General features: G+C 58.1%; 11 protein-coding genes. 10 read left to right on the top strand and 1 reads right to left on the bottom strand.

The genetic code is table 11. The annotated features are described in order from the left end of the window. The first annotated feature begins 61 nt into the window (after nucleotides 1-61). From R5R33_RS08005 to R5R33_RS07985, 5 genes are all read left to right on the top strand, one after another. On the top strand, nucleotides 62-1,021 hold the full coding sequence (locus R5R33_RS08005; RefSeq protein WP_318955497.1) for a sugar kinase: 960 nt from the start codon (nucleotides 62-64) through the stop codon (nucleotides 1,019-1,021). Between the two features lie 405 nt (nucleotides 1,022-1,426). Further along, nucleotides 1,427-2,419, top strand: a complete 993-nt coding sequence (locus R5R33_RS08000; RefSeq protein ID WP_404810388.1) for a TRAP transporter substrate-binding protein — start codon at nucleotides 1,427-1,429, stop codon at nucleotides 2,417-2,419. Nucleotides 2,420-2,501: 82 nt separating this feature from the next. Further along, a complete protein-coding gene (locus R5R33_RS07995; RefSeq protein WP_318955496.1) occupies nucleotides 2,502-3,092 on the top strand; it encodes a TRAP transporter small permease in 591 nt (196 codons plus the stop codon). 15 nt (nucleotides 3,093-3,107) lie between these two features. Next, nucleotides 3,108-4,409 (top strand): TRAP transporter large permease, encoded by a 1,302-nt coding sequence (locus tag R5R33_RS07990; protein WP_318955495.1) that lies wholly within the window; start codon nucleotides 3,108-3,110, stop codon nucleotides 4,407-4,409. A 639-nt stretch (nucleotides 4,410-5,048) separates the two neighbouring features. After that, complete coding sequence (locus tag R5R33_RS07985) at nucleotides 5,049-8,765, top strand: pectate lyase family protein (protein ID WP_318955494.1); 3,717 nt, start codon at nucleotides 5,049-5,051, stop codon at nucleotides 8,763-8,765. Between the two features lie 91 nt (nucleotides 8,766-8,856). Here the strand turns inward: R5R33_RS07985 and R5R33_RS07980 are convergent, their stop codons facing one another. After that, a complete protein-coding gene (locus tag R5R33_RS07980; protein ID WP_318955493.1) occupies nucleotides 8,857-10,584 on the bottom strand; it encodes an alkyl sulfatase dimerization domain-containing protein in 1,728 nt (575 codons plus the stop codon). Between the two features lie 1,336 nt (nucleotides 10,585-11,920). On the opposite strand from R5R33_RS07980, the gene R5R33_RS07975 reads away from it, so the two are divergent. The 5 genes from R5R33_RS07975 to R5R33_RS07955 all read left to right on the top strand — a co-directional run bounded on the left by R5R33_RS07975 (nucleotide 11,921) and on the right by R5R33_RS07955 (nucleotide 23,270). Beyond that, nucleotides 11,921-15,139, top strand: coding sequence for a pectinesterase family protein (locus R5R33_RS07975; RefSeq protein WP_318955492.1), 3,219 nt, complete (start codon nucleotides 11,921-11,923; stop codon nucleotides 15,137-15,139). A gap of 57 nt (nucleotides 15,140-15,196) precedes the next feature. Beyond that, nucleotides 15,197-16,990 carry a pectate lyase family protein gene (locus R5R33_RS07970; RefSeq protein WP_318955491.1) on the top strand — a complete coding sequence of 598 codons (1,794 nt, stop codon included), beginning with the start codon at nucleotides 15,197-15,199 and terminating at the stop codon, nucleotides 16,988-16,990. 94 nt (nucleotides 16,991-17,084) lie between these two features. Further along, a complete protein-coding gene (locus R5R33_RS07965; RefSeq protein WP_318955490.1) occupies nucleotides 17,085-17,252 on the top strand; it encodes a hypothetical protein in 168 nt (55 codons plus the stop codon). A gap of 341 nt (nucleotides 17,253-17,593) precedes the next feature. After that, nucleotides 17,594-20,188 (top strand): fibronectin type III domain-containing protein, encoded by a 2,595-nt coding sequence (locus R5R33_RS07960; RefSeq protein ID WP_318955489.1) that lies wholly within the window; start codon nucleotides 17,594-17,596, stop codon nucleotides 20,186-20,188. A gap of 76 nt (nucleotides 20,189-20,264) precedes the next feature. After that, nucleotides 20,265-23,270, top strand: coding sequence for a TonB-dependent receptor (locus R5R33_RS07955; protein ID WP_318955488.1), 3,006 nt, complete (start codon nucleotides 20,265-20,267; stop codon nucleotides 23,268-23,270). Nucleotides 23,271-23,320: the final 50 nt, after the last annotated feature.

Genomic DNA, 23,320 nt, shown 5'->3' with positions numbered 1-23,320 from the left:
GATCCCTACCAAGTGGTCATAACCACGCTTAGATAACATTTTCTGCAGATTGGAGAGTTGAGTGAAACTGGCAGCACTGGGAGAAGTCATGGTGGAACTGGCGCCGCAAGCGGTGAGCCAGGGAAGTGGGCAGAAAGCGCTGCTGGCGCAGTCCTACGCCGGAGACACTTACAACACCGCCGTCTATATCGCCCGTGGTGGTGTGGATGTCAGTTACGTCACCCTGCTGGGGGAGGACCCCTACAGTGAGGAAGTGCTCACACGCCTCGCCAGCGAGGGTATCGACACCAGTGCCATCGCGCGTCTGCCGGGCCGCTGCCCCGGCCTTTATATGATCCAGAATACCGCCGACGGCGAGCGCTATTTCACCTACTGGCGCGGCGAGGCGCCGGCGCGTGAACTGTTTGCCGACCCGGCTCGTCGCGAGGTTCTCAGGGACTACCTGCGCAAGATGGACTGCCTGTATCTGTCCGGTATCACCCTCGCCATCATGAATCCCGAAGCCCGCGCGGAACTGCTGGTTTTCCTGAAAGAGTATCGCGCCAACGGCGGCCGCGTGGCCTTCGACAGCAACTACCGCCCGCGCCTGTGGGCTTCCGCCGAAGCCGCGCGCAGCGTGGTGGCGGAGTTCCTGCAGCAGGCGGATATGGCGCTGCTGACCTTTGAGGACGAGCAGGCCCTGTGGGGCGACGAACTCCCGGACAGCTGTATTAAGCGCAACGGCGATTTCGGTGTGGCCGAGCTGGTGATCAAGCGCGGTGCCGAGCCGGTACTGCTGCAGTACCAGGGGGATCTGGTCTCCGTTGAGGTGCCGGCCGTCAGCAGCGTGGTGGATACCACCGGTGCCGGGGATTCCTTCAACGCGGGTTACCTGGCGGCGCGCCTGCAGGGCGCCAGCCCGGAAGACGCCATCGCCGCGGGCAACCGCTGCGCAGCGCGCGTCATCGGCCACCGCGGGGCGATCATTCCGCGCGCGGACTATTTCGCCACTGATGCAAGTGGTGCAGAAGCTGCCTGCTGATAACAACCTCCGGTCGGTTTGCCTGCCGGGACTGGTCTGACGCAGGCGGTCGGGCAGGGGCCGCAATTAACGGTTAAAAAAGCGCCATCCTGGCGTTAACATGCACCGCTGGCGCGCGCGGGTACGATGTTCACCTGCGGGCGCACAGGTTCCGGCGCCATGGTGGCGCGATTACCTGCACCACTTCAGTGCCCGGCGAAACACGTCAGGCGCTGCGACTGGATGCGGTATGCCATATGAGCGGCGAAAACCGAAATCACGGATTGCACCCCCTGACCGGTTGTTGATAGCATGGTATGACCAATTTGGTCTGCCATGACCTCCTGCGCGTCGCGAGCGCGCGAAGCGCAATGTGGCACACCGGCAAACCTGTACCCGATAAGAAATAGATCGCAGGTCACGATGATGATAACCAGAAGATTCTTGCGGCAGCTGGGCGCTGCGGCGCTGGCGGGCACCACCCTGCTGATGGCCAGCTGCGGCTTCAAAGATGACCAGGTGGCGCTGAAGCTGGCCCACACCCTGGACCAGCAGCACTCGGTGCACCGCGCCATGGTGTTCATGGACAAGCGCCTGCGCGAACTCTCCGGCGATACCATGCGTATCGATATCTACTCCGGCGGCCAGCTGGGCAGCGAGCGCGAACTGATCGAGCTGCTGCAGATCGGCAGCCTGGCCATGACCAAGGTCTCCGCCAGCCCCATGGAGGGCTTCGTGCCGGAGATGAAGGTCTTCAACCTTCCCTATGTATTCCGCGATTCCGAGCATTTCTGGAAAGTGCTGCAGAGTCCCATCGGCAAAGACCTGCTGGTGGCCTGTGAGCGCGCGCGCCTGCGCGGCCTGGGTTACCTGGATGCCGGCAGCCGCAGCTTTTACATGAACGATGTGGCGGTGCAGACGCCGGCCGATCTGAACGGCCAGAAGATCCGGGTGCAGAACAGCCAGACCGCGATCAAGATGGTGAACACCCTGGGCGGCGCCGCCACCCCGGTGAGCTGGGGCGAGCTCTACACCGCGCTGCAGCAGGGCGTGGTCAACGGGGCCGAGAACAACCCGCCGAGCTTTTACCTTTCCAAGCACTACGAAGTTTCCAAGTTCTACACCCTGGACGAGCACACCTACGTGCCGGACCTGCTGCTGATCAGCACCACGGTGTGGAACAAACTCGAACCGCAGCAGCAGGAATGGCTTAGCCAGGCAGTGGATGAGGCGGTGACCTACCAGCGCCAGCTGTGGCAGGAGTCCACCGAGGAATCCCTGGCCGCGGTGAAGGCCGCCGGCGTTGAGGTGATCTACCCCGACAAGCAGCCCTTTATCGATGCGGTGAAACCGCTGCACGACAGCTACAAGGGCACGGAAGTGGGCGAGCTGCTGGACCAGATCAAGGCGATCAATTAAGTCGCGCCCGGTGTGTTGGGCAAAGCGCAGCGTGCCCAACAAAAACAACAGCCCACTAAAAAAATAAAAGTGGATGGCGAAGATGATGCAAAAAATTGAAAAGGCACTGGCCTTTGCGCTCGGCTCACTGCTGGCGCTGATGGTGGTGGACGTCACCTGGCAGATCCTCACCCGATTCCTGCCGATGCAGCCGAGTTCCTATACGGAAGAGCTGGCGCGCTACCTGCTGGTGTGGATCGGCATCCTCGGCGGCGCCTACGCGTTCCGCAAAAAATCCCACCTGGGTATCGACCTGCTCACCAACGCACTGCACGGCGCTGCGCGCAAAACCGTGCAGATTTTCGTGGTGCTGGTGTGCTTTGCCTTCGCCGCTTCCGCCATGGTCTACGGCGGTTCGAAGTTGATGCTGCTCACCTTCGAGCTGGAGCAGTATTCCGCGGCCCTGAACATCCCCATGGGTTATGTCTACAGTGTGCTGCCGCTGTCCGGCCTGCTGATCTGCCTGTTTTCCATCGACCAGCTGATTGAACTGGTCAGCGCGAAGCAGGAGTTGCCCGCCGAATTCGATTCCAGTGTGCACCCCTACGCCGAGGAGGCGGAGGAGATTCAGGCACAGGTGGCGCGCGAGCAACAAGAAAAACAAAAGCAGCCTTCCGCTGCTGCAGAAGCGTAAGCGAGGAGAGCCACCGTGGAAGTCGCCGTTATCGTACTGCTGGTCAGTTTCCTGATCCTGCTCGCCCTGAACGTACCCATTTCCATCAGTATTGGTGCGGCCACCGTGCTCACCATGCTGTGCACCATCGATTTTGATCCGGCCATGATCACCATGGCCCAGCGCATGGCCAGCGGTATCGACAGCTTCGCGCTGCTCGCCATTCCGTTCTTTATTTTCTCCGGCATGCTGATGGGCAGCGGCGGTATCGCCCGGCGCATCATCGACTTCGCGCGCGTGCTGGTGGGCATGCTGCCCGGTGGCCTGGCGTTCGTGAACATCATCAGCTGCACCCTGTTCGGTTCCATCTCCGGTTCTGCAGTGGCGGCCACCTCGGCCATCGGCGGTTTCATGATTCCGTCCATGACCAAAGAGGGTTACGACAAGAACTTCAACACCGCGGTGACCGTGGCTTCCTCTACCACCGGTCTGCTGATTCCGCCGAGCAACATCCTGATCGTGTTCTCGCTGGCGTCCGGCGGTGTGTCCATCGCCGCGCTGTTTATCGCCGGTTACCTGCCGGGTCTGCTACTGGCACTGGGTCTGATGATCGTGTGCGGCATCTGGGCCAAGGCCAAGGGCTATCCGGTAGGCGAAAAGCCGACGCTGAAATTTGCCCTGCAGAAAACCCTGGATGCGGTACCGAGCCTGTTCCTGATCTTTATTGTGATCGGCGGCATCATCAGCGGTTTCTTCACTGCCACCGAGGCCAGCGCGGTTGCGGTGCTCTATTCGCTGCTGCTGTCCTGTGTGGTGTACAAGGAAGTGAAGTGGGGCGAGCTGCCGGCCCTGTTGACCAAGTCCGTTGAGACCACTGCGATTGTGATGTTCCTGATCGCCGCTTCCTCCGCCATGTCCTGGATCATGTCCTACCAGAACATTCCGCAGACCATCAGCCAGGCGCTGATCACCATCAGCGACAACCCGCTGCTGATCCTGCTCACCATCAACCTGATTCTGCTGGCCGTGGGTGCGTTCATGGACATGACCCCGGCGGTGCTGATCTTTACCCCCATCTTCCTGCCGGTGGTCACCGAGCTCGGAATGTCGCCGCTGCAGTTCGGTATCGTGATGATCCTGAACCTGTGTATCGGCCTGTGTACACCGCCGGTGGGCAGCGTGCTGTTCGTGGGGGCGAGTATTTCCAAAACATCAATCACCGCGCTGATTCGCCCGCTGATGCCCATGTACCTCATGATGTTTGTGGTGCTGGCACTGGTTACCCTGGTACCGGGTATCAGCGAGTTTCTGCCGCGTGCGCTGGGATTGATCGAGTAACCCTGCGTGGTAAAACCAGGGGCTGCGCGAGAGGGGATGTGCACCTCGATTTAACGCGGCTGTAGTTCAATCTGTTTCATTGATTTCCTCGCATCATCATCAGGATGTATTGCCGGGCTGTTTCAGCCCGGCTTTTTTTTGCCTGAAATCTGGCGCATTCAGATGCCCCGAAGCGCGCTGCGCAGGCGCGGCCGGAAATTTCGGGGGGCGCTCTTCGAGGCGTTTTCGTGGCCCCTGGTCATATAACTTTGGCAAGTCCAATTATTGTAGGGCCACCTCTCCAGAATGCTTTGAGTTGCTTTGCGCGCCATTTGGCCGGAAAGTTTCCCTGTTTAGGTGCGAGCAATCACACTTCGTGCATTTGACCCCGGCCTTGCCGTTTACAGGTCCGGCCATGTTGCCTAACCTCTCTGTGTTCTTTGGTATTGCCAATTAATCAAGCGGTATAACAATAATGGCAAGCCGAACACTCGGGATGGTGCCGCGGTACCCGCCTCCCACAGCGATGATGATTGGTTCTGCTATCCCCTCAAGTTGTATTCCGGGCATTAGCTTTCGGGTCACTCCCCCGCGGAGTGCGCGCCCGTGGCCGGTCGTCTGAAAAATATCTTCTCGATAAAAAAATAAACGGAAGGTCACATGCAATTTGAGCTGAAAAAAACAGTCGTGCTCGGCGCACTGCTGGGTAGCTTTATGGCTGCCGGAGCGGTGGCGCAGCCAGTGGGCTACGCGACCCTGAACGGCGGTACCACCGGCGGCGCCGGCGGCGATGTGGTGTACGCCACCACCGGTACCGAAATCCACGCGGCCCTGTGCAATCGCCCCTCGAGCGATACCCCGATCATCATTCACGTTGAGGGCACCATCAATCACGGCAACACCAGCAAGGTTTCCGGCGACAGCTGCAATACCGCCGACGGCGTGATTGAAATCAAGGAGGTGAGCAACGTCTCGCTCATCGGTGTCGGCAACGGTGCGCTGTTCGACGAACTGGGCATCCACCTGCGCAACTCCTCCAACATCATTCTGCAGAACCTGCACGTGCGGAATGTGAAGAAATCCGGTTCCCCCACTTCCAACGGCGGTGACGCCATCGGTATGGAAACCAACGTGTACAACGTGTGGGCGGATCACCTCACGCTTGAAGCATCCGGCGGCGAGAGCGACGGTTACGATGCGCTGTTCGACATGAAGGCCACCACCAAGTACGTGACCCTGTCCTACAGCATTCTGCGCAACTCCGGCCGCGGCGGTCTCGTCGGCTCCAGCGACAGCGACGACAACAACGGCCCGGTGACATTCCACCACAACCTGTACGAGAACATCGACTCGCGCACGCCGCTGTTGCGCCACGCCACCGCGCATGCGTTCAACAACCACTATGTGAGCCTGAACAAATCCGGCATGAACCCGCGCATCGGCGGCATCATGAAAGCGGAAAACAATTACTTCGAGGATTCCAATGACCCGCTCGGTACCTTCTACACCGACGATATGGGTTACTGGGACGTGAGTGGCAATATCTTCTCCAACGTCACCTGGACCGAAGAGGCCACCGACAACCACCCGGCGGGACCGGATCCGGTATCCACCACCACGCTGAGCATTCCCTACAGTTACGCACTGGATGACGCCGGCTGCGTACCGCAGATCGTGCTCGCCGCGGCGGGCGCCAACAAGGGCCTGCTGACTTCCGACGGCAACTGCCAGTCCTCCGGCAGTTCCTCAAGCAGCAGTTCGTCCAGCAGTTCCTCCGGCGGCAGCTCCAGTTCTTCCAGCAGTTCCAGCAGCTCTTCCGGCGGTACTACCAGCAGTAGCAGCTCCTCTTCCAGTAGTTCCTCCGGCGGTACTGGCAGTTCGGGCGGCAGCGTGCCCACCGATCTTGGTGCGAACCTGTCCATCGGCGCCGGCTCCGACGGTTCCAGCAAGGGCAGCGGCAGCTACGGCGACGTGCGCGATGGCGACCTGACCTCTGCCTGGCAGCCGTCTTCTGCCAGCGGTGAGCGCATCTCCATCAAGTGGAGCAGCGCCACCAGCTTCAACACCGTGATCATTCGCGAGAATGGGAATGTGGTGCAGAACTGGCGCCTGGTGAACAACGACACCGGCGAAGAGCTGGCGTCCGGCAGCGGTATCGGCAGTGAGATGCAGGTGTATCTGGGCGATGTGTCCATGGCCAAGATCAACCTGGTAATCGACAGTGCCAGCAGTGCGCCGTACATCGCCGAGTTCGAGGTGTACAACGCAACCGGCGAGGTGAGTTCTTCCTCCTCCTCGTCATCTTCCTCCGGCGGTAGCAGCAGTTCCTCGTCCAGCAGCTCGGGCGGTGGCAGTACCGTATCCACCCTGGTGTTGCAGGAAGCGGAAGCCGGCTTCTGCGCCGTAGACGGTGCGCTGGAAACCGAGCATAGCGGCTACACCGGTTTCGGCTATGCCAATACCGAAAACGCGAGCGGCACCGGTGTCGACTGGTCAGTGGTGGTTCCCGCCGCGGGCGTCTACACGCTGGAATTCCGCTATGCCAACGGCTCCGGTGATCGCCCCGCCGATGTTCTGGTAAATGGTGCCAGCGCGACCTCCATTGCAATGGGCGAGAGCGGTGGCTGGACCAGCTACACCACCGGATCGGTTAGCGTGACCCTGAGCGCCGGTTACAACGAGATCCGCCTGCAGGCGACCAGCGGCAACGGGCTCGCCAATATCGACAGCCTCTCAGTGACCGGAGTTGAGCCGGTGGCGGGCGACTGTGCCGGTGGCTCATCTTCTTCGAGTAGCTCTTCCAGCGGTTCGAGCTCTTCCGGCGGCACTAGCAGCTCCTCCTCCAGCAGCTCGTCTTCCGGTGGCAGCAGCTCTTCCTCCAGCAGTTCCTCCGGCGGCAGCAGCTCCTCGTCCTCCTCCGGTGGCACGTCCTCTGGCGGTGCCTTCCCGTCCACCGAGGTGAGCAATGCCTGTTACATTCTGGCCACCGACCCGAACGTGAACTGGCGCGACTCCAGTGAACTCACCAGCGATCAGGACATTGTCGAGTGCCTGTTCCAGACCCTGGGACGCGCGGTGGGTTACGGTGAAAATGCCATGGGCGGTTACGATCCCGACGGCAACAGCCAGCTGACCGTGATCACCAAAAACGATGCGCAGGGCCGCAGCGTCGAACAGCAGATCCTCGATGCGGTCACCGGTGATGAACCGAACTGGATCGTGTTTGACAAGTTCGAATTTGCCAGTGAAACCGAAGTGGCGATGTACCGCAACTTCTGTGGCGACGCTTCGGTGCAGGCGGCAATCGGTGGCAGTGAAGCGCAGTGTATCGACTACCACCAGTGGTGTGACGACAACGGCTACAGTGACCAGGATGCGTGCCTTGTTGAGTTCTTCAATAATCGCCTGAACGACAGCACGCTGCCGATTCGCAACACCAAAATCGGATCGCACAAAACCCTCGACGGTCGCCAGGCGAATGCCTACTTCCGCTTCAACGGTTTTGCCATCGGCGCCGACAGCAGCGGCACACCGATCATGACCTCCGAGCATGTGATCCTGACCCACCTGGACTTCCGCGGCGCCGGTCACACCGAGGACCACGAGCTCGATCCGGACATGATCCGCAGTACCGGTGCGTCCCACGAAATCTGGATTCACAAGAACACCTTCGACACCACCGGTGACTCGGCGTTTGATGTGAAAGTGGGTGCCTACAACATCACCATGTCGTTCAACAAACTGGTGAATGTGAAGCGCGCGGCGCTGCACGGTTCCAGCGACAGCCGGACCATCAACGAGCAGATCCGCACCACCATGCATCACAACGCGTTTGTCACCACTGACGATCACTACAGCTACCTGGGCAACACCCTGCGTCGCGTACCGCTGATCCGTCGCGGCACCACGCACATGTTCGACAACCTGTTCATGAACTATCGCAAGGACATCCTCAGTGTACGCGTCGGCGCGAGCGTGCTGTGGGAAGACAACATGTTCCTGATGAACAGCATCCATCAGGAAAAAGACGATGTGGTGCAGGCGCTCACCGAGCGCGGTGAAGAGCTGGCCCGTGATGTCGACGGCGGCAACTTCCGCAGTGAGGGCAGCAAGGTGTGGTTCTCCGATGCGGCGTGCAACCTGGATCCGTCTCTGGTGTACGACATCGTCAGCGCCTCCGGCAGTGTTGCGGATCTCAAGATGGATTACTCCCAGTACTCTCGCGACGTGATTACTGCGGAAGGTCGTCCGGCTGGCCAGGCACTGGCGGACTACGTCAGCGCCACCGCCGGTAAAAATGGCGAGATTCCGTTTAACTCACCGCTCGGTTACGACCAGAGCTATGTGATTGGCCTGGGGGAAGTTGCCTGCCAGTAACGAGTCCCGCTAGATACGCCTGAAATAAAAAGCCCATTTGCCAGCCGGCAAATGGGCTTTTTTTATCCGGAAGATCGTTACAAGTGATCGCTCAAGGTTTCAGTGGAGTGCCCGGCGGCAGCACCAGGTTGACGTCGTTCGGTGTAATCAGGTCAAAAAGGCCGAGAAATTTGCTGGCCGTCGATTTGTTGCCGGACACCTGTAGTCCATCCGCCAGCTTGCCAGTGGCAATGGTTTGCAGGATGGCCGTCTTGGGTCCGCGAATGGTCACGTCGGGCTTGTCCAGCTTGTCTTCGCTATAGGCCGCGATTTTATTGCGCACCTCGAATCCACCCTGTTCATTGGTGTCGGACACGATGAACTGAACTTTCATTACCGCGTCACCGGCGCGCTCCGCGTTCAGGCGCACGCTCATGGTTTTAAGCAGGGCGGTGGTGGGCAGCACTTTTACGATAGCCGGGTCGGCAAAGTTCCACGGCTGGGAGCGATCAATGGTTCCGTCAAGTTCCTGGGCACCGGAGATCCCGTACATACGCCAATAGATATTGGTCTGCAGATAGCCCCAGTTTCGCAGCGCCTCCGCTTTCAGTTTGCGCGCATCCATATCGGTTGGATCCGCATTGACCAGGTGCGTCAACAGCTCTGCAGCCCAGCCATAATTTTTCTGGTCAATAGCGCTGCGCCCCTCTTTTAACACTGCATCTCTGCCACCCATCACGCGAACATACTGCTGCGACGTGGCCTTGGGTGCCGGACGTGCCAGCTGGGTCGGGTCGCCTTCCCACCAGCCGATATAGCCACCATAAATGTTGCGCACCGAGTGGGCGACGGTGCCGTAGTACTCCTGTAACCAGGGGTCGCTGGCGTAGGGTTCAGGCAGGATGACTTTCTCGGCCAGTTCATCGCGGGTATACCCCAGGTTTGTCCAGTAAATGGCCTGGTCGTGCACATACTGGATGGCATCGCGGTAGTTGCGAATCCTGTCGACGATAAAATCATTGCCTTTCCAGGCCCGCATATGGGAGCCGGAATAGGTATCGGAGTTTTTTGCGTAACCCAGCAAGATGTCTACGCCGTCCATCCATGCCGCGACATCGCGGTAGGATGTGCCGCGCAGGGTATACAGGTTGGGGAAGGTCTCCCCCTGAATGGTTTCCGAGCCGTGCACATGGCGATAGTCCGGAAGATAAACATCGATTTCGTCGGTGTCGGCATCGCCATACGCGTGAAACACTTCAAGGTTTTCACCGGAGATATTGAGCTTGAGAGGCTTGCCCTCGGATACCAGGTCGGTTGGCATGAAGAAGGAGATCGGTCCTGCAGAAAACGTCGGGCCGATGGCCGCGTGCACCAGCCCTTTGGCACCCTGCGCGGGGTAGCCACCGGCGTAGGCGGTGCGCTGGGTCAGAATATTGCCCACCACCCCGACATCGTTTACCAGATTGTCGACGAAATTTTCCGACGCAATAATTTTTACCTTGCCTGCATCAATGTCCTGCTGAGTGACGCCCCATCCCGCGGAGCCGAATGCGTGATCCGGATGGCGGTGGGTGTAGATAACTGCGGTCACCGGAAGATTTGCTGCCGTCGGTACTGCTTTGATAAATGCTTCCCGTGTTGCCCTGGCGCTGTCATCGTCGGAACCCGGGTCAACGATGATCAGGCCGTTATCGCCGATCACTATCAGGGTGGAGGCGATTTGAAAACCGTAGGCGTGGTAGATCTTGTCTTTAACAACCTCCTGAATCGACTCCGGCATCATCCTGGCGTATTCGGTTTGGGCTTTGGCAACCGTTGGCGCGGCTTCAGTAAACGCCAAATTTTTGCCCTGCCAGATGTGAGGGAGTAAATGATTGAGCACGGCGGGGTTTTTGAAGGTTGCGGGGTCCTGGCTTCGAACGGGACTGTTCAATGGCCCGGCATCTTGTGCGGTGGCTGGCGCTGTCCAAGAAAAAATAATTGCGCCGGAAAAAATCAATGCTACTTGCGCGGTAATTTTTCGTCGTGTCGAATCCATTTCTATTCCTCCCTTCCGTTTGATAACTGTCACAGCCTTTCCCTTCGAGCACTCACACCGCTGTAGATGACGCAACCAAATTCCGGATTAAACCGATTAAGCGGCGAATTAATTTTCGTGCTCGGGTCTGTCGTAGTGTTTCCACCCCCGGCGGCATGAAAAAAATCAGTATAGAGGTCGCTGCGCTGATCTACGGATAAGGGCGCCGATTGGTACCCGCAAACGTGCGGGGGTCGCCAAAGCGTGGCTGCGTTTACATCCTGGTTGGGATTGGGGTGAGTGAAATGAGCGTTGCTAAAGCGCGGTGAGGATTAGACTGTCATGAGTGACATACGATTACTTTTGTTTTTTGAAATCGCGATAGCGCGTGGAACTGGCGCCGCGTAAAACAATTCTGGCTAATTTTTGTACCCGCTGCGGGATCTGGCTGGCGTAATAATTGGCGCCAATTGGCAGGCCGCACCTGCCGACAGGCTTTACACATTCAATCGGTTGGACTAACCTGATATTCGTTTTTGGTATTGCCAATTATGGATTTTTGAAGACCTAAAGTGACAACTATGGCAAACCAATATCGAAGACATCTGGCCCCGGAACGGGGTGGCGATGGTCTTTCGAATGATCGAATGATTGATTGAATCGAAGTGCTTCTCTTGCCTTTCGCTGGCGGGGGCACTTGCTTGGCCGTTTCCGGAAAAAGGAATTTTGGCCAGAAGAAAATAATAAAAACTCAAAAAAGATACAAAGATGAACATGATGAGCCATTCCGCTGACCTCCGTCTTTTGTGCTTACCACAGTCTCCTCGCTTACCACGATGACAGCACCATCCGCGCGCTGAATTTTGCATGTCCGCCGGTACATACACCGCGATGTCGGTTTTTGCCAGTATGGCGAACACCAGTGCGCTGCCAGAGATGTTCCAAATAGTTTGTCCGTTGCTATCGCGCCTTTAAGAGGGCGGTTCAACATCGAATTTTGACAGGACTTTGTCGGGCGCAAAATCCCGACATTTTTCGTCGCCATAGTCATTTGTCTTGCCGGAAATCAATTGGGGAAAGTTGTAATTCGGCAGGGCAGTGAGGGCAGCACCGGCGCAGGCCGGGTAACAACAATAAAATTGCAATTTAGGAGTGTTCGATGAGAGTACACGGCGCATTGATGGCCGCATTGCTCGGCAGCCTGCTGGCTGGCTGTAGTGACGACGGCAGCAAAAAAGAACTGGTGGAGCTAAATCCGATAGTGACGCCGGAGCCTGAACCCCAGCCTGAGCCTGAGCCTGAGCCCGAGCCTGAGCCGGAACCCGAGCCGGAGCCCGTCACCTTTAGCTGTCCGGAAACCGGTCTGTATTTCTGCGATGACTTTGAAGATGGCGAATTCGCCAGTAACTGGGATGCGCTGATTGACGGCTACGGTCTCGCCGATCCAGGCCTATTCGATATTCTCGACGAGGGCGATCGCAAATCACTGCGCTTTACCGCCGGCACCCGCGGAGAAAACCTGCGCGAGGGTGAATTGATCCTGGTGAAAGAGGGCGTGTTTGGCAGTGTGCCCGCGGATTACTTTGTGGAGTATCGCATCCGCCCGCGCAACAACGGCAATACCGGTAACAAATACCTGTACGGCGTCGGCCGCTACCAGGGTCCGCTGCAGTGGTATTTTGGCGGCCTGAATATGCAGGGCAGCCCGGAATCCACCCAGGTAGAAGCGGGCTATGCCAGTACCGACGACAATGGTGTAAGCGGTTCCATCAGCCGTGCCGTGCAGGCGAAAAAGCCATTGCTGCTCGGTGAGCAGGGTGGCACCGACGGAAGCTGGTACACCGTGCGCTACGATATGGTCGGCAACAGTGTGACCGTGTACCTCGACGGTGAGGAACTCGGTACCTATACCGACGAAGACAATAAATATTCCACCGCCGGACGCATCGGTTTCTTCACCTACAACCGCTCCTTCGAAGTGGATTACGTGAAGGTGGGTGACCCCACCGTGAAACCGGTACAGCTCACCATCGATTATGTGGAGCCCAGCTGGACCGCTACCGCCGGCGATCCGGCGCTAGAGGTTAACGTCACCGCGATGCAGAGCGATGGTGTTACCGTGGATACCTTCGAGGTAGTTTCCAGCGATGCCAATGTGGTTGCCGTCGAGGTCGCCGGCAACCTGGTGAAACTGTCGCCGTTGGCAGAGGGCACTGCGGAGGTGACCTTCATCAGTGGTTCCGACAGCAGCCTGCAGCGCAGTATCAGTGTGGAAGTGGCCAAGGCGTTCGCAATGCCAACCGCCACGTACGGCGATATCGGTGCGCTGGTAACCCCAATGCCCGGCGCCACTGGTGCCTATGAAGATACCCGCCTCAGCATCACGTTCGATAATGTGCCGACACTGAACGACACCGTCGGCTCCGTGCGGATTTTCCGTGCGGACAACAACACCGAAGTGGATGTCATCCGCGCCGGTGGTGAAACCGACACCCTCGGCTACCAAGGTCAGGCACAGACCCGCACCCTGAATGCCACCCCGTTTGTGATCACTGGCAACACCCTCACCATCGCCCCGCACACCGACGTGCTGGAGCCCGGCGTTGAATACTTTGTCGCGATCAGTTCCGAGCTGGTACAGGGCGCGAAGCTGAACGGCAGCGATTTCGTGGGTCTCGGTAAAGACGCCGGCTGGAATTTTACCACCCGCGCTGCGCTGCCCTCTGGAGCCAATATCACCGTGGATGACGATGGTGCTGCGGACTTCCGCACGGTTCAGGGCGCGCTGAACCATGTGATGGAAAATGTCGACGCGGACGAAGCGGCAACCATTACCGTTGCCGAAGGTGATTACCGGGAAATGCTGTATCTCGCCGGCAAAAACAACCTCACCATCAAGGGCACCGGCGCCGATCAGACCCGCATTTATTACGAAAACTACGAGGCGCTCAACGGCGGCAGTGAAGGTCGCAGCCTGTTCCTGGTGAAGGGGGGGGACATGCTCACCCTGGAAGATCTCAGTATCGAAAACACCCACGTGCGCACCGGTGCCGGTGACCAGGCGGAAACCCTGTACTTCAACAGCGAAGGCCGCCTGATTGTGCGCGATGCCGCGTTCTACTCCGAGCAGGACACGCTGCTGCTGAAAGGCTACAACTGGTTCCACAATGCGCTGGTGGTGGGCAACGTGGATTTCATCTGGGGTTACAGCACGGCTACCGTATTTGAAGACACAGAAATCCGTTCTATCGGCGATTCCAAAAGTACCGAGGCCACCAGTACCGGCGGTTACCTGTTGCAGGCGCGCACACCGGATCCCGCCGCACCCGGTTTCGTGTTCCTGAATTCGAAACTCACCCAGGGCCCGGGTCCGAAAGGCGTCACCATCCAGCCAGGCACTACCTATCTGGCGCGCAGCGGTGGCAGCAGCACGTACTACGACAATGTCACCTTCATCAATACCGCCATGGATACCCACGTGGCCGCAGAGGGTTGGGCCTATGAAGGAATCAACAGCCAGCCCGCACCCAACCCCAAAACCGCCACGGCGGATGCCGGCTGGCGCGAATACGGCAGCACCGATCTGGCCGGCAGCCCGCTGGACCTGAGCGGCCGCTGCGGAACTTCCGGCAGCTGTTACCAGCTGAGCGAGGAGGAAGTGGCGAGCCGCTTCTGCTCGCGCGCGCAGATCTTCTCCGGCTGGAACAGCGGCGAAGGTTGGGACCCGTACCCCGAAGACACCAGTGACGACCACTGTGCCATTGCTGCCGGTTCGGATGAAACCTGGAGCGGCAACGGCCTGCTGGTGGGTGATAGCGCCCAGTCCTCCGCCACCGTGGCCACTGGCAGCATCGGTGCGCAGACCGATAACAGCGTCACCTTCACCGCCAGCGACGGCAAGTTTGAAACCATGGCGCAGTCTTTCTATCTGGTGTCACAGCAGGTGGAAGGCGACTTTGTGCTGACGGCAAAGCTGAAAAGTGCGGGTAGTAACTACGCGGCCAACCAGTTCCCGGTGGGGCTGATGATGTGTGAGTGCGATGCCACGGCGGGCACCACCTCTCCGCTGGTCCATGTAGGTATGCACATGTCCGGCACCGAGTGGGTAACCCAGTACGGCCATATTCTTGCGGCCGGCGGCGGTTGGGGTAAAGCCAGCGGCGCTGCCGTTGTGCCCGGTGACAGCCTCTATTTCAAACTGCAGCGAGTGGGGCAGGCCTACTACGTGTACGTCTCCACCGATGGCGGTGTGACCTACACCCAGCTCGGTGCGAATACATTCAGCGGTCTGCCGGCCTCCGTAAAAGTGGGCCTGTTTGCCGCGCCGTACAACGACGATCAGTCATTCACTTTCGAAGATATTCAACTGTCCCAGTAAACCCCAAAAGCCCCCGCGCAGAATTGCGCGGGGTTTTTACGTTCAGGATTACGCGTTATGCAAACCTCATTGCAAACACTACTGGCGCTGGTACTCTGCGCCGGCTTAACCGCCTGTGGCGGTGGTGGCAGCGACGGCGGCAGCTCCAGTAGCTCGTCCAGCAGCAGTTCTTCAAGTAGTTCCAGCGGCAGCTCCTCCAGCAGTTCGAGCAGCTCTTCCTCAAGCTCATCCAGCGGTGGTTCTTCCAGTTCGTCCAGTTCCTCGAGCTCGTCCGGCAGTTCCAGTTCCTCCGGCAGTGGCAGTGCCGATGGCGGCTTTGCTGGCTACAGTTACAATCTCACCGGCGGTGCCGGCGGGCTGGTTTACACCGTCAATAACGGCGCCGACCTGCAGGCGAAGCTGGACGAGGCCAAGGACGCAAGTCAGCCGATCACGATTTATATCGATGGCACCATTACCGATTTCAATACCGGCACCGGAACTGATATCCAGGTACGCGATATGGATAATGTGTCGCTGATCGGTGTGGGTGAAAACGGCGAGTTCGACGGTATCGGCCTGTATATCCGCCGCGCCAACAACATCATCGTGCAGAACCTGAAGTTCCACGAAGCCTGGCCCGGCCAGGAAAAGGACAATATCAGTATCGAAGGGGACGACGACGGCTCCACCACCAGCCACATCTGGATCGACCACTGTGAGCTGTACAACTCCATGTCTGTGGGCAAGGACTATTACGATGGCCTGGTGGATTCCAAAAGCGGTGCGCGCTATATCACCCTGTCGTACAACTACCTGCACGACGCGTGGAAAACTTCCCTGCACGGGCATACCGAAAGCGACACCAATCCGGATACCGATCGCCTGGTGACCTTCCACCACAACCGTTTCGAAAATCTGGAATCCCGTGTGCCGCTGTACCGCCACGGCAAGGGCCACGTGTACAACAACTACTACAACAATATCCAATCCACGGCGATCAACTCCCGCGCCGGTGCGGAAATGCTGATCGAGCACAACGTGTTCGAGAATACCCAGAATCCCATCGTGTCCTTTTACTCGGACGTGATCGGTTACTGGAACCTGAAAGGCAACGTGTTCGGCACCGGGGTCACCTGGACCGCCGGCAGCGGCACCGATATCACCGCGCAAAACGGTGAATCCACCTCCAGCTACACCGTGCCCTACGGCTATACCCTCGACGCGACCGATGGTCTCAAGGAGCACGTCATTGCCAATGCGGGCGTCGGCAAGATCGACCAGTCGGGTCTTGAAATTCCCGAGCCGGTGACACCAGAAGGTGAAGTGCCGGTAGAAGAGGAGCCGCTGATTGAGGACGTGGCGCTGCCCTATGCGGAAAACTTTGCCACCGATACCGCGGACTTCTTCAGCAACAACTACCGCGATCTCAGTGGCGCGCCGGGTGACGGCACACCCATGTATTACCGGGTGACCGGCACCGTGGAGCTGCAGAGCGGGGCGCTCAGTCTGACCGGCGCCCGCGTGTCCATCGGCAACAGTACACCGAGTGTGAGCACCACCAGCGGCGATGCCAACACCGGCGTTTTTGACCTGAGCGCGCCCTGGCAGATCAGCTTCAAGGTGGTGAGTGTGGGCGGGGATACCAGCAAGTATTTCCAGTTATATGTGGATAACAACACGTCGTCCAGCAGCAACTCCCTGTGGGGAACCAGTTCCAAGTTCCACCAGATCTACCTGAGCGAACTGGTAGCGGGACAGGCCTACACCGTGCCAGGTCTCACCGCCAGCAGTAACTCGTTCATTACGCTCAGAACCGAGAGCGGTGCCACCGTGGTGGTGGATGACCTGCTGATCGAAGCCGTACCCTGAGGTGCGGCTGCAGGGATTGTGAATCCGGCGGCGGGCAGCGCAAGACTGCCCGCCCGACATCACAATAACAACGACACTTTCCGCGGAGCAGATAATGAATCCAATAAAAACGCTCGCAGAAAAAGGTTGGGTGATCGGTCTGGCCTTTCTGCTGGTGCTGGCGGCCACGGACACCCGCGCTGCGGTTGCTGCCCAGCAGGAAGGTCACGCTTGCATTTCATTCGATACAGTCGTTCCCGCTGTTGGTCTGGCCGCTTTTTAGGTAAGCCCACGCCGCTGCGGCGGCATTTCCCTGCGATACCCATCACGATTTCTGTAGTTTTATTACAGAAAAACCCGGTTTTTGCCCATTATTTGCGCATATATGGCGCCAAATACACTTTAGTCAGGCCGGTGATAACCACCGTTATTACCAGTCGGCACAAATGGTTGAATATGCCTAACCAATCTGCTTTCATTGCCAAACCAATAAGTATCATGGCTGGGCCTGGGTGGTAACCGCGCGCTAAATAATTCAAACAGCGCGACCATCAGGAAGCTCTCCGGGCGGCAAGACCCGGGCTCATAAAAATAACGACGGAAAATGAGAGAGAAGGGGTGAGTATGAAACCTTTACCTTGGGCGAGATCCGCACTTGCGCTGTGTATTATGGGGACCCTGACCGCCTGTGGCGGCGGTGGTACTGATGCAAATAATGAAGGCAATGTGATCACCACGCCGCCACCGGTTTCCAGTAGCAGTTCTTCTGGCGGCGGTTCATCCAGCAGCAGTTCTTCCGGCGGTGGTGCCTCCGAAGGACCGATTCTCTCGGAAAACTTTGGCGATGGCCTGTTCGCGAATTTCGATGAGGCCGACACCGAATATTTTTTCAGCCCGGAGTATAAGGCGCTCAGCGGCAGTAACCCCAATGATCCGCATCCGTCCTTTTACTATCCCACCTGCTGTTTCTTCCTGAATGACACCCCTGAGGATGGCCCCGCGGTGAATCTGGGTCAGCTGGGTATCGTCAGCGACAATGGAAACCCCTCCCTGCTGCTGAATACCGGCCGCTTTACTGCCGGTCAGACCCGGCCGGAAAAAGATGCCAAGGACCCGAAGAAAGACACTACTACTCTTAGCGACCTGGCCACCTGGGGTGAGTTGGATCTTGGCCGTGATTATCGAATTTCCTTCTGTGTGAAAGAGGCGAGCGGCACCCGCAACTTGCAGGTGTTTGTGGATAATAATACCTCCGGTGCCGGCAACTCTCTCTGGACCGGCAACGATTCGCGCATTTTCCAGGCGCCGGTCACTCAACTGGAAGCCGGCAAGCGTGTTGAAATCAACGTGCCCGGTAGCCCTCGCATGGGTGGTGAAGACGTGAGCACCTGGGCCTCCGTCGATGCACTGGTTGGCGAAGGTACCTCCTTCCTGCAGTTCCGCGTTGAAGGTGGCAGCACCGTGATCATCGACGATCTGCTGGTGGAGTATCAGGATGAAAATGGCCAGGCAGATCTGCCTGCGTGTAACGTTTTCACGCCCGCCACCGCGCCAGATGCGCCGGATGCGCCGACCGTTTTGACCGGTGATGCCCAGCTCAGCGTTAGTTGGACCGGTATTCTTGGGGCAATCAGCTATGACCTGGCTTACAGCACCAGTGATGATGTCAGTGGTGCAACTCTGCTGGAAGATCTGACCGATACCAGTGCCACCCTGACGGAGCTGACCAACGGTACCGCCTACTATGTCTGGGTGCGTGCAACCAATAACGTCGGCGACAGCGAGTGGAGTGCTGCCGGCACTGCCACACCGGTTGCGCCCCTGGGTTGTGTGCTCACCACTGCCAGCGATATCGCCGGCGATATCAGTTGGAGTGTATGGGATGGCTGTGTATCTCCCGACACCAGCGGCGCCCTGTTGCTGAATGCCTCCACCCCAGGTCAGCTGAGCTACCCCGGTGAAGCGGACAGCAAACCTGAAGTGCGTTTTAAAGCAAGCAACAACGGCACTTCCAAACTGGACAGCACCGCTGACGCTGATGCGCGCAGTAAAGGTGATCTGACCGGTATCTTTGCCGAGCAGTATCCGCAGCACTTCACCCTGATCGCGCGTGTGGACGTATCCAAAAGCAGCGCTCGCGGCCTGGAGCTGGAAACCGTATTTGCCAACCCGAGCGACAGCCGCGTGAAAATGCTGCTGCGTCCGGACCAGGGCACTGCGGGCCGAATTCAGCTGGAGCGCTTCATGAATAACGGCGCCAGCAGTAGCAGCAGTGATGACACTACCCAGGCTGACGTAGTGATGACGGCTGCGGAAGGTGAGGAACACGGTTACCACATCTATCAGGTGAGCTACACCGTGGAAGACCCGGCGGTAGTGGGTGCGAACAACGTTACCGCCCGCGTCTATCGCGATGGTGAAAATATCTCCAGTACCTTCAATCTCGGTGTATCTGGAGACGCGATCGTGGGTACCGGGCGCGCTGGCGGTGCCGGCGCCAACCGTGTGCGCATCGGTGAGGACTCCAGCTCCGGTCATTTCGCCGAAGTGGACTGGATTCTGTGGAGCAACGATCCGCTGGTGGCTGCCATGAGCGCAGAAGAGCTCAAAGGAAAACTTCCCGCGAGTATCGGCGACCTGGGCGCCTATACCTCGTCAGAAGGAGGCTCCAGCGCCCTGTTGAGCGAAGCTTTCGCGGCAACCGATGGCGATGGTGCTACCAGTGACTTCTTTACCGCGGCTTACAAAAGCCTGGCAGCTGACGGCGCTGCGCCGTTTTATAACGTCACCAGTGGTGAAACCCGCATCACTCTGGCTGGTGGTGCGCTGAATTTCTACAACGCACGTTTCTCAGCCGGCGATACAGCACCGAGTTCGGCCACTACTGCTGATGATACGAGTACCCATGGTGAGCTGGACCTGAGTGCACCTTACCGCATCACTTTCGACGTCACTTCCAACGACAACGCCGATGACGGTAGTGGCAAGTGCCAGGTGTATGTGGATAACAGCACATCGAGTTCCTCTAGCTCTATTCATGGTGGCAGTTCGAAAATTTTCGAAAAGGCGGTACTGGCGCTGGCGGATGGCGATCTATCCAAAGGCAAGGTGACGATCGAAAGCAGTGTGGGAACCGCAACTTCGTTCATCCAGTTCCGCTGCGACAGCGGAGTGGAAACCCCGATAACCATCGACAACCTCGTGATCGAAAAACAGTAAGAAACATTACCAGGTTAACCAGCGCGGCCGCCTTGCGGCCGCAGCATAAAAGCGAATAAAGATGGGAACGCAGACAATGAAAAAATACAGCAGGAAAATGTTGCCGCTGGCTATTGCCCTAGCCAGCGTGCAGGTATTCGCGCAGGAAGAAAACAAAGAAGCCGAAAGCGATCAATACAATGCGGCAATGGAAGAGGTTCAGGTTGAAGGTGTACGCGCGGCCGATATCAATGCGCGCGCTGCGGAACGCAGCAAGGACAACTTCAGCTCCATCGTCACCCAGGATGATGCCGGTAACTTCTCCGATCAAAACGTAGCAGAACTGCTGCAGCGCATGCCGGGTATCACCCTGCAGCGCAGCGAGGGTGAAGGCAAGTTCGTCAACCTGCGCGGCCTCGGGGCCGGCATGGTGAGCGTGCGCATGGACGGCGGTGTCATGGCGAATGCCGGTGGCGGCACCAACGAGACGCTGGAAGACCGCGCCTTCTCGCTCGACAGCTTGCCTTCCGATGTATTGCAGTCCATTGAAGTGAACAAGTCCCTGACGCCAGACATGGACCTCGATGCCATCGGTGGCTCGATCAACGTGAAGACACTGTCTGCATTGGATCGCGGCAAGGACAGCTACAAACTGACGTTGCAAAACTACTATCAGGATCAGGTGGCAGAGAATTCTCCAAAAGTCACAATGCAGGGCACCAACCTGTTCCTGAATGAGACAATCGGCGTTGCCTACACCGGTTCCTGGGAAAAACGCAAAACCCAGGGCTTCCAGACCAGCCACCACAGTTCCACCCTGCCGGGTTACGTGACCATCGGTGGCGAGCAGATGATCATTCCGTGGGAATTCACTACCTTCCAGGAAAATGCCGAGCGCGAGCGTATGGCTGGCCTGTTGAACCTGGAATACCAGCCAGATGACAGCAGCCGCTATCATCTGAAGTTCAACCACACCAGCTACTCTGATGACGATATCGCGCTGCGCGAATACTACCGCTTCAACTATGCGGTGGACGATGCGGACCTGGTGTTTATCGACAAAGACAACAACGTGTTCGGCGGCGGTGATGTGGATCTGCAACAGCAGTACTTCATCCAGGAATCCGAGGTTGAGACCAACACTCTTGCCCTCGGCGGTGAGAACCGCTTTGGCGACGGCTGGGAAGTAGATTACGAGCTGGTTTCCTCACGCAGTACCAACGAAAAGCCGGACGGCCGCCGGGTGCAATTCCGTTTGCAGAATATTCCCGCCGCTATTGCACAATTTGGCGAGGACTCCCTGAACGGGCAGATCATCTCTGAAGCACAGCTCACCGAGCTGGTGGAGACCGGCAGTATTTCCTCTGGCGCCATCTCCGGGCGCAACGGCTACCAGTACGGTAGTGTGTCCCAGCCCAATATGATCTATGACAACCTCTTCCTGGAAGATAACCTCCGTGAAGACGAAGTGGATCAGTTCGCGCTGAACCTGCGCAAGGACTGGGACGATGGGGGCATGCTGAATTACGTGAAGGGTGGTATCAAAGCCAACCAGCGCAGCCGCAGCAACGACAAGAACCGCGCAAGTATCGTCCCCGATGACAGGAAGGAAGCGGGTTGTAACGGCGATGCAGAGTGTTTGGATCTGGCCAAATCCACCTTGGGAGACTTTGAGACTTTTGTGTCCGAGAACCCCAGCTTCGACCACGCGTTTATCACCCGTGCCGAGGCGGAGCGCCTGATCAATGCCACTCGTGCGATCGGTGACAACTACGATGTAAACGAGCAGGAAATCGATTCCACCAAGCTCGACTACGAACTCAGTGAAGACACGGCCGCGGCCTACATGATGGCGGAGCTGCAGGTATTGCCAGAGGCTACCCTGATCGCGGGTGCGCGCTATGAGCACACCAAATTCCGTTCTACCGGCTATATGGCGCTGCGCAACGACCGCAACGAAGAATCAGACGGTCTGGCTTCTCTGGATATCGCCGTGCCTCTCGAGGAAACCGGCAACGATTACGGTCTCTTCCTGCCGGCGCTGCACTACCGCCATGAGCTGAGTGAAAACCTGCTTGGCCGCGCATCAATCTGGACCAGTTTCAGCCGTCCTGACTTCGGCAAAAGCCGTGGATTCTTCGAAGTGACCGACCGGGTGGAGTTCTGTAACACCGATCCCAGCTATGCCGGCGAAGTGCAATGTTCCGATGATCCCAATGCTATTGGCGGAACACGGGGCGACATTGACTATCAGGCCCAGTGGTTCACCATCTCTCCGGAAAATACCATCCGTATAGGCAACCCGGGGCTGGACCCCATGCGCTCCACCAACCTGGACCTGTCGCTCAGCTATTACGGCGAAGACACATTCCTGGAAGCCGCGCTGTTCTACAAGGACATCAGCGACTTTATCGTGGACGCTAACGGTGTAAGCGTGAACATCAACAGCGACCTGCCGTTCGTGCTGCCGACGGATCAGATCACTGCGTTCCAGATTCCGGCTGACACCACCTTCACCAACGTCAACACCTACCTTAACGGTGAAGGTGCGTCGGTCTACGGTCTTGAGCTGAGCTACAGCCAGTACTTCGAGGGCCGCTGGGAAAACCACAGTGTGGGTCGCTGGTTGGACAACATCTTCATCCAGTCAAACCTCACCCTGCAGACCAGCGACGGCAAGGTGGGTGACAGTGTGCGCGTGGGTTCCATTCAGTTACCGGAAACCGCAGACACTGCAGCCAACCTGACCCTGGGCTGGGAGAACGATGACTTCTCCATTCGCTTTATCGCCAACTACACCAGCGAAATTCTCAAGCGTATCGGTGGTTGTACCGCCCAGAACATCGCTGACGACGCAGCGCTGGGTTACGCGGCCAGTTGTCGCTCCTGGGCCGATATGTACCAGGACGAGGCGCTTACCTTTGACGTGAAGGCCACTTACCGTGTGATGGATGGCGTGCGCGCCTATTTCGATGCGGTCAACCTCACCGACAATGTGGATCAGTACTACTTCGCCGGTAACAAGGACTCCGGTGGTCGCATGCTGTTCAACGTGGAGCAATACGGGCCAGCGGTGCAGCTCGGCCTCAACATCGACTTCTAAGCGGCGACATATTTTTTGCCATTTTGGCCCCGCTCTGCGGGGCTTTTTTT

Source organism: Microbulbifer pacificus (assembly GCF_033723955.1).
GTDB classification, from domain to species: domain Bacteria; phylum Pseudomonadota; class Gammaproteobacteria; order Pseudomonadales; family Cellvibrionaceae; genus Microbulbifer; species Microbulbifer pacificus.
The sequence above is the reverse complement of the archived record's forward strand: the minus strand, read 5'-3'. Positions and strand labels throughout refer to the sequence as shown.

Bases quoted from the DNA above. Each gene is read 5' to 3' on its own strand.
- R5R33_RS07970 (WP_318955491.1), top strand. From the start codon at position 15,197: ATGCAAACCTCATTGCAAACACTACTGGCGCTGGTACTCTGCGCCGGC.
- R5R33_RS07955 (WP_318955488.1), top strand. From the start codon at position 20,265: ATGAAAAAATACAGCAGGAAAATGTTGCCGCTGGCTATTGCCCTAGCC.
- R5R33_RS08000 (WP_404810388.1), top strand. From the start codon at position 1,427: ATGATAACCAGAAGATTCTTGCGGCAGCTGGGCGCTGCGGCGCTGGCG.
- R5R33_RS07960 (WP_318955489.1), top strand. From the start codon at position 17,594: ATGAAACCTTTACCTTGGGCGAGATCCGCACTTGCGCTGTGTATTATG.
- R5R33_RS07985 (WP_318955494.1), top strand. From the start codon at position 5,049: ATGCAATTTGAGCTGAAAAAAACAGTCGTGCTCGGCGCACTGCTGGGT.
- R5R33_RS07995 (WP_318955496.1), top strand. From the start codon at position 2,502: ATGATGCAAAAAATTGAAAAGGCACTGGCCTTTGCGCTCGGCTCACTG.
- R5R33_RS07965 (WP_318955490.1), top strand. From the start codon at position 17,085: ATGAATCCAATAAAAACGCTCGCAGAAAAAGGTTGGGTGATCGGTCTG.
- R5R33_RS07975 (WP_318955492.1), top strand. From the start codon at position 11,921: ATGAGAGTACACGGCGCATTGATGGCCGCATTGCTCGGCAGCCTGCTG.